Raw genomic sequence first — 16,641 nt, 5'->3', positions numbered from 1 at the left:
AATCAGAAGGAAAACTGTCAACCAAACCCTCAGCAGACCCCAGCGCCGGCACTTTTGGTGTGGACAGATATCGCCCGATGTCTTTGAAGCCCAATCTATTACACTGACCAAGGCAGCATAATTGCCACTCACCCTGTCTACTTTTCAGGGGTCACGCCCTACGTCACCGTCATCATCGACCTGACTCCCCATCAGCCAGGAAACAGGCCGGCACGCCTGCTCGACATGGTGCCCGGACGGTCGAAACAGGTGTTCAAACAATGGTTGAACACCCGACCGAAAGACTAGCGTGATGGCATCGACGTCGTCGCGATGGACGGATTCTCCGGCTTCAAAACAGCCTCCGTTGAGGAACTGCCCGAGGCTGTCGAAGTCATGGACCTGTTCCACGTCGTCAAACTCGCCGGTGATACCCCTCGACGAGGTACGCCGCCGCATTCAGCAGGAGACCACCGGGCATCGCGGACGAGCGACAGACCCGTTGTATCGGGCGCGTAGGACTTTGCACACCGGTGCTGATCTGCTCACGGCCAAGCAGCAGGAGAGGGGATCGTAGGCCTGTTCGCCAACGCCAATTTCACCGCCGTCGAAGTCACCTGGGCCGTCTATCAAGACATTGTGAGCGCCTACCGAACCAACGACGGCAACGAGGGCAAGAAGCCCTTACAATTAGTCATCGACGATCTGACAACGAATCTGCCAACAGGACTGGTCGAACTCAAGCGGTTAGGACGGACTCTGAAGCGTCGAGCTGCTGATATCCTGGCGTTTTTCACCCGACCGGGAACATCGAACGGGCCTACCGAAGCGATCAATGGCAGGCTCGAACACCTACGGGGCTTAGCACTGGGATACCGCAACCTCACGCACTACATTGCGAGATGTCTGCTCGAGTCCGGCGGCTTCAGACCGGTTCTACACCCTCAATTACAAAGAGCCGGATTTGTGGGCGCAGTTCCGGCTCCTTGATGGTGGTGAACGCTTGGGGCGCTATATCACTCGGTTTCGGGATCGCTGGTTCGTCCCCGATAAACGGGGCGGCATGCAGGTGTTCTCCTATAAGCCGCGTGCGGGTGCTGAGGATGAGATCTATGAGGCAATCTCGGACATGACGCTGAGCATGCGCACCTCCGACCGCCTTCAGCTGCCGGAGCTAACGGTGACAACCACGAAGGTCAAGCTCTCGAATAAGGAGCGGGCGGTTTATGAGCGACTCAAACAAGACCTTGTGGTTGAGCTGGACGGGCAGGTTGTGGATGCGGCGAACGCAGCTGCGCTGTCTGGCAATCTTCTGCAGCTGTCCTCCGGGGCTATTTACAACGAGCAAAGCCAAGCAATCACTGTTCATAGCGCGAAGCTCGATGCTCTCGAAGATTTGGTTGAGGCTGCGAACGGGCAGAACCTTTTAGTTGTCTACTGGTACAAACACGACTTGCAACGCATCATCGAGCGCTTCCCTGAAGCAAGACCTTTGAAAACCAGCACCGACATTGAGGCTTGGAACAACAGCGAGATCCCGCTCGGTCTGATCCATCCAGCATCTGCTGGGCACGGCCTCAACCTGCAAGTAGGTGGGCACCTGCTCATTTGGTTTTCACTCACGTGGTCTTTGGAGCTTTATCAGCAAGCCAACGCCCGCCTGTACCGGCAAGGACAAACCCAGCCAGTCACCATCACCCACCTAGCAGCTGAAGGCACTCTCGACGAAGCAGTCCTCAAAGCACTCGATACCAAGAACGTAACGCAGACCGCGCTGATTGAAGCGGTCAAAACCCAACTAACAACCACGAAGGAGAATTCATTATGCATGTGATGACCAAATACCTCGATACCCGCAAAGCCGCGATCTGCGCACTCGAAGACTACCCACGGATGGAACAGGCCGCCGGCCAAGACACCAGCGCCGAAGCCGACCAGCTACGCGAGGACCTGACCAGTCCTACGAGCGCGAGGATTACGGGTGTTCACCTGCACGCGAAAGATCCGCATGCAGGTGAACACCGCATCGCAGCCACCCTCGACAAAATCAACCTGCTCGCTGCCCGCGAAAAGGAAGCACGCGAGTACCTGGACTGGTTCCTACCCGTCTGGGCGATACTCAGTGAGGACGACAGGTTCGTGCTAGAGAACTTCTTCTTGGGTGAAGGCAGTCAAGACGAGCGAGTGGCAATGATCGGCGACCACTTCTATATTCAGCGCGACAGCGTCTACCGGCGAAAGAACCGGGCCCTGGATCGCCTCGCCACCGCGTTGTATGGCAGGCGTTAGGTAAGGAAATATGTTGCAAAAAGATCCCTCCGCAACCAAGTTTCCCGTAAAGTTAGGATTATCTAAGGAGGAAGTTTTTGGGCTTGAAGGTTTTCAATCGTCACATAATTCATAGGAAGGAAGATCCATGATTTCTGGATTAAATGCTTTGAAAAAGGGCGCAGTCGTCGTATTTTCTGTAAGCGCTTTAGTGCTAGGCAGCGGTGTTGCTAACGCGAGTCCTCCCGATGAGGGAACACGTGATGATCAAGTAGTTTCTGCTGCTGCAACGACTTCTTTTGATGATCAATATGTTCCAAGGAATAGGTCGTCTGCGGCAAGCGAGGCCGATCCGCGTGTTATAGACTATTGGACTCAGGACAGAATTGATAATGCCATCCCAGCAGACGCTTTCGCTAGTAGTAACAACTACGCAACAAGGGAAGCACTCCCTCCAACCGATGCAGTCTCGCCGCAACGAGTGCTAAGCGATCCCGTTTCTGGGCGTGTCGGAAAAATTCAGGAACGCAGCACGCGTTCAGTAACTAATTTTTCTGAAGTTAACGGTAAGGTTCTCTTCACTAATGCGAAAGATGGGCAGGATTACATGTGTTCTGGGTCTGTTTAAACAGTCCTTCGAAGCGCTTGGTTATCACTGCTGGGCACTGCGTGCATGGTGGTGGCAAGAACGGGGCATGGCATAAGAACTGGGTGTTTATTCCGGATTATCACTATGACCATCGGCCTTATGGGACGTTCCAAGCGAAAACTCTCACCACTTTTCAAGGATGGATAGATAACGGCGAGGGCAGACGGGGCTTCGAAAGAGACGTAGCATTTGTTACCACCTACACGAATGCCTCAGGACAGAAGGTCGTAGATGCCGTCGGTGGATACGGTTTAAGGACTGGGGGATCGCGGAATTTTGATGTCACCGTGTTTGGATATCCTGGAAACCTTGATGAGGGCGAGAGAATGTGGGCTTGCTGGGGAAGAACTACAACGCACAGGTGGTGGACGAGCAGCTTCCCTAAGATTACGGGATGCGATTTTGGAGGCGGATCTTCCGGAGGCCCTTGGATAGATGACTACAACAATTCCACAGGCTTGGGGCTCGTTCGCTCAGTTACATCGTTCGGGCCAGAAGATAACTCCTATAACGGTGGCCCGTATTTTTGATGATGCGGTAATGAATCTATATAACTCCACCCGAAACGATTAATACCCACCAAGATGAAAAAAGGAAGACGACTCATAGTATTTCTGGGAGCCTTTGCTATGCTGTGCGGGTGTTCGAGCAGCGACGCTAATCTGCATTCGGAAAAGATAATAAACTGGACAAAGCATGAAGTTACAGATTCACATGAGCTGACTTTCACTGCTAACACGGGTGACCCTAAGTGTTTCAAACTACGCATTGTTACCAAGGAAGCTAATGGGCGCATTGAGGTTGCAATTGTCGAGGGAGTGCTACCGGATGCGCCAAAGCACTGCACGGCTGTAGGTAGGATCGAAAAACTTACTGTTACAACTGAAGCTCCAGCACAAAACTTAGACGTCCACGCTTTGCCTGCAAGAGAAGTTGAGCTAAACCCCTAACTACTCGAGTGCGGGACATTCCTGCACGGATACTCGCTAACGCACCCATGCGTTAGCGAGTATCCGAACCCTGCTATGGATTTAGTGGTGCGGGCCTGAAATACTGTAAGTGGTTGAAAATATAGAAAAGCGAAACTCTCCGGGACGACAGCACGCCAGCTGACCGGAGGGTTTCGCTTTACCCAGGCAGAAAGGGTGGTGGGTGCGATGCCGAAGAAACCAGCCCGCCCCTGCTCGGCTCTCGGTTGTCCAGAGCTAACCCACGACCGCTTCTGCTCCAAGCACGCGAAGACTGAGGTCAAGCGCTACCGCAAGTACCAACGCGACCCGAAGATCAATCGACGCTACGGCTCGCGCTGGCGCAAGATCCGTGCCGCCTACATCGCCGCCCACCCATTGTGCGAAGACTGCCTAGCAGCTGGCCGCATCACCCCAGTCCAAGAGGTTCACCACGTCCTGCCCTTGGAACATGGCGGCAGCCACGACTTTGCTAACCTACGGTCGCTTTGTAAGCCCTGCCACTCGCGCCAGAGCGCGTTGGACGGTGACCGGTGGAGGCAAGCACCCCAGGTCTACACCTACTGATTTTTCTTGGAATCGCGGCCTGTGCGCCTCAAATACCGCCGACCTCAAAGTTGTCGCCCTGCTTCTTGTTCGACGTTTACGGCGCAACGTGGCGCGTCTGGTTTGGGGTTGGGGCCATCGGATCTCTACGACCTGTCTGGAGGTCAGCGGGCGGGGCCAACCGTACACAAAAAGACCGAATCAAACGGGGTATTGACCCGCGCATATTTTGAAGGCCGCTTCTTCTGGCCACCGTGAAATGCCCCGGGTTTTCTTCCTAGGTGTTTACCTTGTTTTTATTATTGCTGATTCTTTTTGTTGCTGCCAGTACTCGTTCTCGACCTCGACCGGCGTGCGGTAGTCAAGGGCTTGGTGGAGACGGATCTGGTTCCACCAGTGCACCCACTCGAATGTAGCGATCTCTACCTCGAGAACATCAGCCCACGTACGGGTATGGATGATCTCGTTCTTGTATGAGCCGTTGACGTTCTCGGCCAACGCGTTGTCGTAGCTATCACCCACGCTGCCGGTTGATTCAACGATGCCAGCATCCACGAGATGCTGATGATAGGTCAAAGAGACGTATTGAGAGCCGTGATAGCTATGATGAATCAAATCCTTGGTTGAGTGGGCGTTCCAGATCGCTTGCTTGACCGCCTGGAGCGGTAAGGCTTCAGTTTTCATTGAATCTGACAGTGCCCAGCCCACAATCTTGCGGGAGAACACGTCGGTAACAAAGGCAGCGTAGACGAAACCCTTCGATGTTCTCACGTAGGTAATATCAGCAACCCACAGCCGATTCGGGCCTGTAGCCTTGAAATCGCGCTGAACCAAGTCTGGGCGAGTATCAACATCCTTACCCTTGACTGTGGTGACAGGGTTCCTCCCCTTACGCTTACCGGTTACTCCAGCAAGGCTCATGATCCGCCGGGTTTGCTCACGACCAATCTCGATCCCTTCGCGTGTCAGGGCGTGCCACATCTTGCCTACCCCATACACCCCATAATTCTCGGCGTGAATCTCCTTGACTTTCTCAGCAAGCTTACAATCACGCAATGCTCTACGAGAACGTGGTCTTGCTTTCGCATCACGATAACCACGCGAGGTAAGGAAGCCGCCCTCACGCTCCTTGTTTAACGTCCTACAGATAAACTCGACACTGAAACGATCACGATACTCATCAATAAACGCGATCATTTCCGACGTTGGGAGTCGAGTTCGGACGCGAAAAAGCCGAAGCAGCTTTCAATAATTCGTTCGTATCACGCAGCTCCCGAACCTCTTGTCTCAGGCGGGCGTTCTCAGCCACGAGATCGATTTCGCAGACACGATCGCGATTCTCGCGCCTAGACTTTTGCAACCACTGGCGCAACGCGCTAGCACTAACACCAAGCTTGGGTGCAACCTGCTCGCACGCACTCACAATTGAACATTCCTGAACACGAATACGATCCTCAACCAAACGAACCGCTCGATCCTTGGCTTCCTGATCAAAAATCTTTGACATAACCCAAATTCCCCCCCCCATACTCTCAAACGGAAGAAAACCTAGACCATTTCAATACAGGTGGTGACCATGGATGGGTTTACCGGTTATGCCACCGCAGTCGAGGAGCAACTACCACAAGCAAACAAAGTCATAGACCCCTTTCCATGTAGTGCATCTAGCAGCCGACAAACTCACCAGTTGCCGACAAAGACTCCAACGCGAGACCACCGGGTGTCGCGGACGCAAAGATGACCCACTGTACAAGCACCGACGCACCCTGTTGACCAGGACGAACTATCTCACCCAGCGACAAAAGCAACGCTTAGAAATGTTGTGGGCCACCGATGACGACTACATGCCCCTAGAAGTAACATGGCTGCTCTACCAAGACATGATCACAGCGTACGCACATCCGAAGAAAACGGAAGGCAAAAAGCTCATGGAACGCATCATCCACACCCTGCATAAAGGATTACCGAAAAGTTTAGAAAAGCTCGCCCAACTGGGACGCACCCTGTGGCGAAGACGCAAAGATGTGCTTGCCTACTTCGATATCGGTGCGTCCAACGGCCCTGTCGAGGCAATCAACGGCAGACTCGAACACCTACGCGGCATCGCCCTAGGATTTAAAAACCTCAACCACTACATCTTGCGGTGCCTAATCCACTCCGGACAACTACAAGACAAAATCAACGCACTCTAAAACCGGAAGGGCCGGTAAAGGAAATATAGTCAGTTTCCGCATTCACCTTATTTAAGTCATGAATACGAAACTCTACGAAATTACACGTAATGATGTAGTCAGGTCGCAGTTTGTTCGGCATAGTGTTGGCGTAATTCAATGCCTGCCTAAAAGCAGTGACCACTCGCCCCTGACGGATATCAGCTTTGTCCAAACTAACATCGGTGGATTTTTGTCCAATGAACGTTTTGGCGTCTGGGATCACCACATCGATGTAGCCGCGTTGATTCGTGCGCGATTCGAATCGCACATTGGTAGTCACATCTTCCATACCTACAACATCACGAAGAAGCTCCAACCAGAAACTGTGAGTGTCGCTTTTCTCATTGCCACGGTCTGCCCACTTTTCAGCAAATAGCTTGGTGGCCAGTTTCTTTTCGCTTGGAGAACACGATGTCATGGATAGCATTTTATCTAAATGCGTTCATGCTTTTGTAACACCGTGGAGATCGTGAGCAATTTTTGTGCCTTAAGGCCGTTGTGGAAAAACGTGACCAGCGGAAATAGAAAATAAGGGTGCAAAAATTGCTCACAGCCACAGCCCTACTGCTTGCGCTGCTTCCACCAGATCTGGATGAACATCCATGCCAGTAGTGCGATGGTGATCCAGTTGATGTAGCGGTTGGCTTGTTCGAGGACTCCTTGGACTTCCATGCCAAAGCGCAGGCCAAGGTAGGCGTAGAAGCCTTTTAGTGCGATGGCGCAGATGAAGGCGAGGCCGCCGATGAGCCAGGGGTTCATTTTTTTGATGCCGGCGAGCACGAGGAGGATTGTTGCGGGGATGGGGGAGAAGGGGATGAATGCTGCGGCGAGCATGAGGTAGAAGTAGCGGTAGATGAAGCGTTCGGTGACGCGGTACCAGCGTGGGGGGTGTCCCATGAAGGAGTAGTGGAGGAATTCGGTTCTCCAGCGGTAGCCCATGAGGTAGAACAGGGGCAGAAATTTGATGGCGGAGGCCGCAGCGAGAACTGTCGATAGGCTTAGGAAGCCTATGCGTTCTGGGTTGGAGGCTGCTAGGGAGACTAGGGAGAAACCGGATCCGGTGAGCATCGCATAGAGGAAAGTGTGGTTCAGTAACAACACTGCACGGAAGGGGATCAAACCGAGCTGGTAGATGCCGGTTAGTGCGAAGGCCCACCATAGCATCCAGTCGTGTTTGCTGGCGTTGGTGAGAAAGTTGGGAAGCTGGGATTTCTCAGTCACGGGGAAACACTACCTATGGCGTAGGCGGTGGTCAACTAGAAGGTGTCAGGCACGCTCTGGCTCAATGAGTCCTAGGCGTTGGATCATGCCGTCGAGAGCAGTGTCCATGACCGGCGCCATGAAGTTGAATTTGGCGGTGTTGTCGAGGCCGCTGAGTGGCCCGTTGACGCACATCATGGCGAGCCCGTGGGCGGTGGCCCAGAGGGAAATGGTTTGTTCGAAAAGTGTCCATGGGGATTCTGGTCCGCCGCCTTCGATAATGGATTGGCGGACGAGGTCCTGCGGTGTGGCAAAGGCGATGCCTTTGGGGAAGCGGTCGTCGTCGGCGTCGAAACTCTGCGGTAGTTCGGTGGTCGGGTTGAGCGTCGAAAGTACTGCGAACTCGTGCGGGTTTGCTGTTGCGAATGCGAAGTATCCCCGTGCGCTGGCTAGAGCACGTTCACGTACCTTTTCCGTCGAAGTCAGCGAAATGGTTTCGGCGTCAATATACGTTTGGCAGTGCTGGATCAGGTACGTCGAGATGGTCAAGCGGAAGTCTGCTACCGAGTCGAACTCGGAGCTATAGTCGACTGATTCTAGAAACGGTGAAACATCAGCGCACCCAATATGCTTATCTGCAATAGCTTGGACGCCTTCACGGATGAGCTTTAGTTGGGCTGGTGAGAATTTTCTGTCATTTCAAGAGCCGATCGTTTCACATCATGACTATATGCGCTCCGGTGTATCGAATAGAAGCGATGCTGCGAAAAAAGGAGGTACCTTCTGCTGACTGTTTAGGTTGAAACTTTTACTTCTGCGTGGGCGGATAGCGTGATGCAGGCCCCGAGGGTTAGTGCGAAACCGATGAGCGCTATTGGCCACAAGCCGTCGCGGATGGCGTCGCCAAGCAGGAGGAGCCCGATGACAGAAGGGATGATGGTTTCCACCGTGAAGCACAAGGACGCGGCTGTGGTGGTGGGGAGTTTGTCGAGGGCGAATCCGTAGACGATAACGGCGAGGCCACCGTATGCGATGACGGACCACGTCAGCGGTGAGACAAGGAAGCCATGGGTGGGCACAAGCCTAGCGGATACACCCACCATTCCGAAGGCGAGTCCTGCGATAAGGGCTAAGGATATTCCTGAGTTAGCGGTCAGGCTGAACCACGCGGCGGCTGCAAGCGGTAATACTGCAGCAAGAATGCCCCATGCAAGATACTGCGGTAGTGCGATGGCGGTGCCTTCGTGGGCGGTGGCACCTAGAGCACTCAGGCCTATGACGAGCACGGCTAAGGCAATGATTTCTACACGCCGGAGGCGTTGTTTGAGTAAAACTACTGCGAGAAGTGCTGTGACTGCGACGGAGGAAGCCACGATGGATTCGACGAGGAAAAGTGGCAGGACACGTAGTGCGAGTGCATTGAGGAGGAAGCCTGCAGCGTCGACTGCGAGGCCTACTCCGTAGAGCCAACCAGTTCGGACTCGCGTTAGCAAGGTTGTGGATTCTGGCATGGCAGACATCGCCGCCACGGCTACGGCCTCGCAAATGGTGGCGATGCCGTAGCAAAGTGCGGCAGCTAGGGCTCCTATTAGTGCTAACACATGGGCTAGCTTAGTTCTTTGACAGCGCTTTCAACCAAACCCCAGAACTTGTCAAAGTCGAGGGCGACAGCTGCTTGAGTGTGGCAGTCGTCGGGTGCCGGCGCGCGGAAATCGGCGACGGTCATGCCGGTGGTCAGTGCACCGGTTAGTTCGACGTCGATAGGCACCTTGACCGTGGTAAATACTGTCGGGTCGATCACGTAGGCCACTGCGCAGGGGTCGTGAACTGGTGGGTTATCAAAGCCTTGTGCGTCTTGGTAGTTTTTGCGGAACGCCCCGAAGAGTGCAACTACAAAATCGGCCACGTCGGAGCCGATTGCGCTCAGGTGTGCTTCTACTTCTGGGGTTGCAAGTGCTTGGTGAGTAAGATCGAGGCCCACCATAGTCAGCGGCCATTTTTCGTTGAAAACGATGTGCGCTGCTTCGGGGTCGATCTTGATGTTGAATTCTGCAACAGGGGACCAGTTACCTACGTGGTATCCGCCGCCCATGAGCACGACTTCTTGGACGCGTTCGACAATGCGGGGTTCTTTGCGCGCCGCCATAGCAATGTTGGTAAGCGGACCGGTGGGAACAAGGGTAACGGTTCCTGGTTCGTGGGACATGATGGTGTCGATAATAAAGTCCACGGCGTGAGCATCGGAGACTTCTATCGCTGGTTCTGGCAGCGTGTAGTTGTGAATTTCCATTCCGGTATCGCCGTGAATACTCTCGGCAACTTCAACGTCACGGACTAATGGACGGGAACAACCAGCATGGATAGGTGCGGTGATTCCCGCGATAGTGGCAACAACCTGCGCATTGTGGGTTACCTTGGGCAGGGTTTGGTTTCCGCCGATGGTAGTAATTCCCAGCAGTTCGATGTTGGGGTTTGCTGCGGCGAGCAGCATAGCTACGGCGTCGTCGTGTCCTGGGTCGCAGTCGAGAATAATTTTTCGGGTCATAGTGAGCGTCCTTGTGCAGTTTCGGCAGCGGTGACAGCTGCGAGCGTATCGGAGATTGTTTCCGGTTTGGGGATCAACAAAGAAGTGCCCAGCGCGCAGGCGACGATAACGGCACCTGTGACAATGCCAAGCTGGTAGCCGCTAGCTGTGGTTACCGCAAACAATACGGCGAAGGATAAACCAGCGCCGAGGTTAAATGCACCGGCGTTCATTCCTGGCAGATAGCCTTGGTTATCTGCGGGGGAGAGTACGATGCCGAGTCCGTTGAGCATGATGTTGGCAATGCCTGCATAGGTAACACCAACAAACAGGCTGATGACGAGCAATAGAGCTGGGGTCAGTGCATTGCTGAGCACGGCAGTGGCGATCAGCCCGAAGAGTGTTCCCACCAAGCCGATCCGAAGCACCAAGGTGTATCCCCAGCGCGCTGCGAGGGTACCGGCGATGGGACCAAAGAAAAGGCCGGCCAAGGCGTACGGGGTCAGCGTCCACCAAGAAACAACGTCCGCGGCAAGGCCTGGGCCTTCAGCTGCTTGCGCAATGTTGGGGATAAGGCCATTCATGACCGCGAATACGCCTGTCATGGTCAACAGTGTGGTCAGCAGGAGTGCCCACGTGCGACGCTGCGCTAGGTAGTCGATGGTGACCAGTGGATGGGCCACTTTTTGTTCAATTTTCCAGAAGATCATCATACCGGCCACACCGACGACGGCAAGTGCAGCTACGAGCAACCAGTGGGCGTCGCCAAGCTTGCCGGCCTCGTTAAATGCGATCAATAACGCGCCAATTGCTACGGCTAACGGCGCTACGCCCGCCCAGTCCATCGGTGAGGTCTCTTCAGCCGTGGATTCGGTAGTAAACAGTTGTGCGACGATCACCGCGACGACACACACCGCCGCCATGACCCAGAAAATCGAACGGAAACCAAATGATCCTGCCAGCCAGCCGCCTAGCAGCGCATCGACGCCGCCAATGCCGCCATTGACTGAGGTGAGAATCCCCAGCAACAATGCATATTGCTTCTCATCAGGTATCTGTTGACGCAGCATAATGAGACACAATGGCACCGTCGGCCCAGCAACACCTTGGATGACGCGGCCAATGAACAGCACCGTGACATTAGGCGCAAGAGCAGCAACCACACAGCCGATAGCAGTAAGAGCCATCATTCCCACAAGAACTTTGCGACGCCCAATCAAATCACCCCAGCGAGGCAAAAACAAGGAAAATAGTGCAGCCGCGGTAAAAAATGCGGTCTGGGTAAGCCCAATTTGGGCAGAGGTGGCGTTAAGTTCTTTTTCCATGGTGGCCAATGCCGGAGAAAGCATGGACGCATTTAATTGGAACGCAAACACTGCGGCGAGTAACGCCAACATGAGGGGGACCGTGCGTACCTTCATAGGAGGGGGTTCCTTCTCGTTGAGAAATAAAGACGTGATGATTTTAAAGGCGTTACTTCAAAAAACCTAGAGATGTGACATGTGGTTATAAGTACACAAACGTGTGGAATTCCCGCGGAATGAATTACACATTAAGCGTGGCGTCTTTACCCCAGAGGTACCACATGAGTGGGCCTAAAAATGGGAAGCTGAGCATCACTAACGCCCACAGTAGCTTTCCCACTTTAGTGAGGCGTTCGCAGGCGAGTACTTGGGTTATCACGATGATGAAAAAACGCAAGTGCTGCGATGAGGACGATGCCTACAACGAACAGGGGGGATAAATTCATAGGACATGCTTGTCACAGTATCGTGAAAGAGTGGAGTCTATCTATTTAATCGCGATTGTGTTATCTATTGCTGGCGGCTTAGGGGCGTCGATACTGCGCTTGCCCCATTGATTGGTTTTCTTGCTGCCGGTTTTGTGATGAGCGCACTAGGGTTGGAACAGATTCCCTTTATTGATTACATCGCTGAGCTGGGCGTGACCACGCTTCTTTTTACGATCGGTTTAAAACTAAATCCGCATGATATTGCCAGCCCTCGCGTTGTAGGTACGGCCACCGCACATGCAGTGGTGAACACCGTCGTGTTCGCCGGCTTGTTTGCACTTTTTGCGATTGTGGGTTGGACCGGTTTGTTATATATCGGCATTGCGGCGTCGTTTTCCTCCACAGTATTTGTGATGTCGCAGCTGGAAGTGCATAGCCGCAGTGGCTCGGCGGTGGGGCATATTTCTATTGGTGTGTTGGTTCTGCAAGACATCATTGCGGTGGGTGTCCTTGTGGTGTCTGCTGGTACCACCCCGCAACTGTGGGCACTGTTTTTGCCTTTGATTTTGTGCTTACGCCCGTTGGTCACGCGGATACCGGATCGAATGTTTCGCACTGAACTGCTCGTTCTCACCGGCGTGGGGATTGCTGTGGGTGCCTATTCATTCTTCGAGCTTGCAGGTGTTTCTGGTTCGCTTGGTTCTTTGGTTGCCGGCATCGTGTTGTCGGGGCATCCTGTTGCGCAACGCCTTTCCCATGCGCTCATTAGTGTGCGTGAGTTGTTGCTCGTGGCCTTCTTTATTCATATTGGGCTTGGCGGAATTCCTGATGCTGCAGGTCTTGGCATCGCCGCGATTTTGGTGGCTTTCCTCGCGGTAAAAGCCGCAGTTTTCTTTGCGATTTTGCCACTGATGGGGATGGGGGTGCGTACGACGATCCTGGCAGGTTTGACTTTGGCCAATTATTCAGAGTTCGGGTTGATTGTTACCGCAGTGGCAGTATCGCATGGTGCGTTGCCAGATCAATGGTTGCCCATCATGGCGATCGCGGTGGGCGCAAGCTTTATTGTTGGCTCGATCGTTAGCGCCCAAGAAGAAAATCTAGTGCGAATCTTGGCACGCTTTGTTCCTAAAGTGTCTGAGCATAGAAAAGCCCCCAACGAACGCCCTGTTATTGTCGCTGGTGCTGATGCCATTGTGTTAGGCATGGGGCGCGTGGGAGTTGGGGTTTATGATCGCTTGACCGAAGAATACGGAATGCATGTTTACGGCATTGAATTCGACGAAGACCGTATTATTGAGCTCCGCGACAGAGGCTACCGCATCGTCGCCGGTGATGTGACCGACCCCGAGCTGTGGCGGCGCATCGAACTGCTGGATATTCCGCAGCTTTTTGTGATGTCGCTGCCACGCTACACCGACAGCGACAAGGTTCTGGCACGTATTCATCATGACTACCCTGGGGCGACAGTTGCCACCATTACGCAAACGCGAGGTAGGGAACAGGCCTTGCTCACTGCTGGTGCCGACGTAGCCGTGTACCTCTACGAGGGCGTGGGCGATGAGCTCGCTGACCAAGCTGTTGCGCACTTACGCCAAAGATAGGAACAGTTTTTCTAGACGATCCTGGTCGAACTGTTCGCCACCTTCCATGAAACACTGCTGCATGCCACGGGCAACTACCAAATATGCAGCGCGATCGATTGCCTTGGACACTGCCGCAAGCTGCATAACCGTGGATTCGCATTCTTCGCCGTTTTCTAGCATGCGGATCACCGCTTCAAGCTGGCCTTTCGCCCTTTTGAGGCGCGTGATGGCTGGTTTAGACTCTTCCGGCGAGAGTTTCATGGTGTCGCTCCTTAAGAGGTGGCAGTTTTCCATGTGAGATAGCCACCGTCGAGGTTGGCGGCGTTGATACCGCTATTAGTCAAAAGAGTAGCGGCAACGTGGCCTCGTAAGCCAACCTGACAATGCACCAGTACATTCTTACCCTGCAGCCCGTCGAGGTGCTCGCGCAGTTCGTCCACAGGAATATTGATGGCTCCTGGAATCTGGCCCGCAGCAAACTCTCCTGGCGTACGAACATCCACCAAGGTCCAGCCATCGGCAATCTGAGCATCAAGCTCATGCCATTGCACACTGCGCTCACCAGAGCGGATATTGTCGTTGACCATGCCAATGAGGTTCACGGGATCTTTTGCAGAACCATACTGTGGGGAGTACGCCAACTCGAGATCTGCCAGGTCAGTGGCACTTAATCCAGCACGCATGGCTGTGGCGATAACGTCGATACGCTTATCGGCGCCGTCTTCACCGACTGCCTGTGCGCCCAAGATAGCGTCGGTATCAGCATCGACAACTAGCTTGAGGTGCAGCTGAGCCGCGCCGGGATAGTATCCTGCGTGGTTTGCCGGATGAGTGTGAATAACGCGAACGTTTTTGCCTGCTGCCACGGCGCGCTTTTCGCTCCAACCAACGCTGGCGGCTGCGAGGCCAAAAACTCCAACAATGGCGGTGCCCAAAGTAGAAGTGCGCTTTACATCGCGACCGGTGATGATATCTGCTACCAAGCGACCATGGCGATTAGCGGTTTGTGCGAGTGGTACGAGAGTATCGGCGCCGGAAATAGCGTCGCGTTTTTCAGCAGCATCGCCAAGTGCAAAGATCTGGGGGTCGTTAGTCCGCAGCTGGTCATCGACAACGATACCGCCGCGCTGTCCAACGTCCAGACCTGCCGCACGGGCGAGATCGCTTGCTGGGGCTACGCCAACTGCCGCAACGACGATATCGGCGGTGACGGAGCCGTCGGCAAGCTCAACGCCGGTGTCTGTAATCGCCGCGGCGTTGGCGTTAGTATGTACGAGGATTCCATTGTCACGAAGACGCTGCTCCACAAAAGCTGCCATCTCACTATCGAGTGGGCCAAGAATTTGTGGACCACGCTCGATGATCGTGGTGGAAATGCCACGGTGAGCGAGGTTTTCCGCCAGCTCGATGCCGATGAAGCCGCCGCCGATGATGGCTGCTGAAGAAGCGCCAGCAACGCGTTCGATGATGGTATCTACGTCTTCGACGGTGCGGAGCGTCAGAGCTTTTTCGATACCAGGAAGCGGTGGCAAGATCGGGCGCGCGCCGGGAGAAAGCACGAGGTGATCGTAATGGTGATCGCTCACCACGCCGGTGACAAGGTTTTTCACGGAGACGCTGCCAGCTTCGCGGTTGATTGCGGTAACCAGATGATCGACGCGCACATCGATGTTGAATCTAGCTGCAAGTGACTCGGGGGTTTGCAACAGAAGTGAGGAACGCTCGGGGATTACGCCACTGACGTGGTAGGGAAGGCCACAGTTGGCAAAGGATACGTGGTGTGAAGCTTCGAATACGAGGATGGTCATGTCCTCGTCGCGCCGACGCAGACGGGCTGCGGTAGACATGCCGCCGGCAACGCCGCCGACGATAATTGTGGTGGTCATACTTGGTCCTTAACGTCCGAAGAGGGAAGCGAACAGTCCTTGTTTCTGTGGCTTTTTGCAGGTGCACCACTGGCCTTTAGGAACTTGGGCTTTCACTTGTTCGATGTGCTGGCCGCAGCCGGCCCATGTGGTTTTGTTACAAGCGGTGCAGCGTACTGGGCGACACATGTGGGTTTCTCCTTAGGTGAATAAACAAACGATAGTAGATACCCTAGGGGGTATTTTTTAAAAAGTAAACCCCTATAGACCAAGCGGTATACTTAACCCTAAAAAGAAATTTTTGAATTTATTAAAACCGCAGATAGGAGGCATTTATTTATTAAAGACAGTTTAGTTTGCAAAAATGTTGCGCCAATAGACTGATGGGTCTACGGTGTGGTGAAACGTCTTTACAACATAAGGATCACATCATGATAATTATGGGACTAGCCCTCGGTGCCGTGCTGCAACACGGACGATTTTGCGTGACCGGAATGCTGCGCGACATAGTGCTATAAAAAAACGTGGCGCAGCTTCGTTGCACTCTTAATAGTCATTTCCATACATGCAGTAGGCCTCGCTGCCCTCACCAGCGCTGGCATTATCTCGCCCCGAGGTAGATCCCCTTGCTCCCATCGCAGTAATTCTCGGCGGATTTATCTTCGGCGTAGGCGCTGCGCTTGCAGGTGGCTGCACGGCGGGTAACGGCATGGTCCAGACCAGTCTGTTTAGCTACCAAGGCTGGATCGCGTTGTTGTTCATCGGCCTTGTCGTCGCTTTTGCCACCAAGATATGGCTCAAACCCACTACGCCTGCGAAGAAGCAACCCGCATTCGCTGTCGCACCACTTGGTTTGAGCGTTCCCAAGGGTGGCCTGCGCAACATTGCTCCAGAAACCTATGCTCTCGATATCCTCGGTGCGGTGTGTCCTTTCCCGCTTATCGACGCCAAAGAGGCCATGAATCAACGCGACTCGGGGGAGAAGCTGGTCATCGATTTCGACTGCATTCAAGCAACTGAAACAATCCCACGCTGGGCAGCAGACGAAGGCCACGATGTAGCAGACTTCCACGAAGTTGGTGATGCCGGTTGACAGATCACCGTGGTGAAA

Annotated in this window: 15 protein-coding genes and 5 pseudogenes; 9 read left to right on the top strand and 11 right to left on the bottom strand. The window is 53.9% G+C overall.

Annotated elements, in window-relative coordinates:
• Positions 1-159: 159 nt before the first annotated feature.
• The 6 genes and pseudogenes from ABMV07_RS09855 to ABMV07_RS09830 all read left to right on the top strand — a co-directional run.
• Positions 160-969, top strand: a pseudogene (locus ABMV07_RS09855) (ISL3 family transposase); the annotation flags it as partial.
• Positions 875-1,813: a hypothetical protein gene (locus tag ABMV07_RS09850; protein WP_374065038.1), complete on the top strand. Its 939-nt coding sequence runs from the start codon at positions 875-877 to the stop codon at positions 1,811-1,813. The pseudogene ABMV07_RS09855 and the gene ABMV07_RS09850, both read left to right, overlap by 95 nt.
• The gene (locus tag ABMV07_RS09845; protein ID WP_374064549.1) at positions 1,804-2,268 is read left to right on the top strand and encodes a hypothetical protein; all 465 of its coding nucleotides are present in this window, start codon (positions 1,804-1,806) and stop codon (positions 2,266-2,268) included. The genes ABMV07_RS09850 and ABMV07_RS09845 overlap by 10 nt, the downstream gene beginning before the upstream one ends.
• Before the next feature lie 127 nt (positions 2,269-2,395).
• Positions 2,396-2,875 carry a hypothetical protein gene (locus tag ABMV07_RS09840; protein ID WP_234914093.1) on the top strand — a complete coding sequence of 160 codons (480 nt, stop codon included), beginning with the start codon at positions 2,396-2,398 and terminating at the stop codon, positions 2,873-2,875.
• Positions 2,876-2,892: 17 nt separating this feature from the next.
• Complete coding sequence (locus ABMV07_RS09835; protein WP_234914094.1) at positions 2,893-3,426, top strand: serine protease; 534 nt, start codon at positions 2,893-2,895, stop codon at positions 3,424-3,426.
• 627 nt (positions 3,427-4,053) lie between these two features.
• A complete protein-coding gene (locus tag ABMV07_RS09830) occupies positions 4,054-4,431 on the top strand; it encodes an HNH endonuclease (RefSeq protein ID WP_197689086.1) in 378 nt (125 codons plus the stop codon).
• A 264-nt stretch (positions 4,432-4,695) separates the two neighbouring features.
• Here the strand turns inward: ABMV07_RS09830 and ABMV07_RS09825 are convergent.
• A protein-coding gene (locus ABMV07_RS09825; protein WP_374064548.1) for an IS3 family transposase occupies positions 4,696-5,917 on the bottom strand; the annotation gives its coding sequence in 2 pieces (ribosomal slippage) (positions 4,696-5,614 and positions 5,613-5,917; 1,224 coding nt in all).
• A gap of 54 nt (positions 5,918-5,971) precedes the next feature.
• On the opposite strand from ABMV07_RS09825, the pseudogene ABMV07_RS09820 reads away from it, so the two are divergent.
• Positions 5,972-6,602, top strand: a pseudogene (locus ABMV07_RS09820) (ISL3 family transposase); the annotation flags it as partial.
• Positions 6,603-6,615: 13 nt separating this feature from the next.
• Here the strand turns inward: ABMV07_RS09820 and ABMV07_RS09815 are convergent.
• From ABMV07_RS09815 to ABMV07_RS09785, 7 genes and pseudogenes are all read right to left on the bottom strand, one after another.
• Positions 6,616-7,050, bottom strand: a pseudogene (locus ABMV07_RS09815) (type IIL restriction-modification enzyme MmeI); the annotation flags it as partial.
• A gap of 134 nt (positions 7,051-7,184) precedes the next feature.
• Entirely contained in the window at positions 7,185-7,844 is a 660-nt protein-coding gene (locus ABMV07_RS09810; RefSeq protein WP_374064547.1) for a hypothetical protein, read from the bottom strand.
• Positions 7,845-7,889: 45 nt separating this feature from the next.
• Positions 7,890-8,372, bottom strand: a complete 483-nt coding sequence (locus ABMV07_RS09805; RefSeq protein WP_196981612.1) for a TetR-like C-terminal domain-containing protein — start codon at positions 8,370-8,372, stop codon at positions 7,890-7,892.
• A gap of 245 nt (positions 8,373-8,617) precedes the next feature.
• A complete protein-coding gene (locus tag ABMV07_RS09800) occupies positions 8,618-9,424 on the bottom strand; it encodes a hypothetical protein (protein WP_088267229.1) in 807 nt (268 codons plus the stop codon).
• Between the two features lie 5 nt (positions 9,425-9,429).
• Positions 9,430-10,368, bottom strand: coding sequence for a nucleoside hydrolase (locus tag ABMV07_RS09795; RefSeq protein ID WP_088267228.1), 939 nt, complete (start codon positions 10,366-10,368; stop codon positions 9,430-9,432).
• Positions 10,365-11,768: an MFS transporter gene (locus ABMV07_RS09790; protein ID WP_197695504.1), complete on the bottom strand. Its 1,404-nt coding sequence runs from the start codon at positions 11,766-11,768 to the stop codon at positions 10,365-10,367. Before ABMV07_RS09790 ends, ABMV07_RS09795 begins: the two co-directional genes overlap by 4 nt.
• A gap of 124 nt (positions 11,769-11,892) precedes the next feature.
• A complete protein-coding gene (locus ABMV07_RS09785) occupies positions 11,893-12,048 on the bottom strand; it encodes a PLDc N-terminal domain-containing protein (protein ID WP_234914132.1) in 156 nt (51 codons plus the stop codon).
• 58 nt (positions 12,049-12,106) lie between these two features.
• On the opposite strand from ABMV07_RS09785, the pseudogene ABMV07_RS09780 reads away from it, so the two are divergent.
• Positions 12,107-13,683 (top strand): annotated as a pseudogene (locus tag ABMV07_RS09780) (cation:proton antiporter).
• On the opposite strand, the gene ABMV07_RS09775 reads toward ABMV07_RS09780, so the two are convergent.
• Genes ABMV07_RS09775 through ABMV07_RS09765 form a run of 3 tightly spaced genes read right to left on the bottom strand, consistent with a single transcriptional unit; the run spans position 13,669 to position 15,719 of the window.
• The gene (locus ABMV07_RS09775; RefSeq protein WP_088267225.1) at positions 13,669-13,926 is read right to left on the bottom strand and encodes a metal-sensitive transcriptional regulator; all 258 of its coding nucleotides are present in this window, start codon (positions 13,924-13,926) and stop codon (positions 13,669-13,671) included. The pseudogene ABMV07_RS09780 and the gene ABMV07_RS09775 sit on opposite strands and share 15 nt — an antisense overlap.
• A gap of 11 nt (positions 13,927-13,937) precedes the next feature.
• Positions 13,938-15,551: an FAD-dependent oxidoreductase gene (locus ABMV07_RS09770; protein ID WP_197689755.1), complete on the bottom strand. Its 1,614-nt coding sequence runs from the start codon at positions 15,549-15,551 to the stop codon at positions 13,938-13,940.
• Positions 15,552-15,560: 9 nt separating this feature from the next.
• Positions 15,561-15,719 carry a hypothetical protein gene (locus ABMV07_RS09765; protein ID WP_014302204.1) on the bottom strand — a complete coding sequence of 53 codons (159 nt, stop codon included), beginning with the start codon at positions 15,717-15,719 and terminating at the stop codon, positions 15,561-15,563.
• A gap of 242 nt (positions 15,720-15,961) precedes the next feature.
• Here ABMV07_RS09765 and ABMV07_RS09760 point away from each other — a divergent pair.
• A pseudogene (locus ABMV07_RS09760) lies at positions 15,962-16,623 on the top strand (YeeE/YedE thiosulfate transporter family protein).
• Positions 16,624-16,641: the final 18 nt, after the last annotated feature.

The sequence above is a fragment of the Corynebacterium belfantii genome (genome assembly GCF_041898185.1).
GTDB classification, from domain to species: domain Bacteria; phylum Actinomycetota; class Actinomycetes; order Mycobacteriales; family Mycobacteriaceae; genus Corynebacterium; species Corynebacterium belfantii.
This window is presented reverse-complemented; position numbering and strand designations above follow the sequence as displayed.

What these genes read in the sequence shown, in the direction of transcription:
- ABMV07_RS09845 (WP_374064549.1), top strand. Translation starts at nt 1,804, where the DNA reads ATGCATGTGATGACCAAATACCTCGATACCCGCAAAGCCGCGATCTGC.
- ABMV07_RS09840 (WP_234914093.1), top strand. Translation starts at nt 2,396, where the DNA reads ATGATTTCTGGATTAAATGCTTTGAAAAAGGGCGCAGTCGTCGTATTT.
- ABMV07_RS09830 (WP_197689086.1), top strand. Translation starts at nt 4,054, where the DNA reads ATGCCGAAGAAACCAGCCCGCCCCTGCTCGGCTCTCGGTTGTCCAGAG.
- ABMV07_RS09795 (WP_088267228.1), bottom strand. Translation starts at nt 10,368, where the DNA reads ATGACCCGAAAAATTATTCTCGACTGCGACCCAGGACACGACGACGCC.
- ABMV07_RS09790 (WP_197695504.1), bottom strand. Translation starts at nt 11,768, where the DNA reads ATGAAGGTACGCACGGTCCCCCTCATGTTGGCGTTACTCGCCGCAGTG.
- ABMV07_RS09775 (WP_088267225.1), bottom strand. Translation starts at nt 13,926, where the DNA reads ATGAAACTCTCGCCGGAAGAGTCTAAACCAGCCATCACGCGCCTCAAA.
- ABMV07_RS09770 (WP_197689755.1), bottom strand. Translation starts at nt 15,551, where the DNA reads ATGACCACCACAATTATCGTCGGCGGCGTTGCCGGCGGCATGTCTACC.
- ABMV07_RS09765 (WP_014302204.1), bottom strand. Translation starts at nt 15,719, where the DNA reads ATGTGTCGCCCAGTACGCTGCACCGCTTGTAACAAAACCACATGGGCC.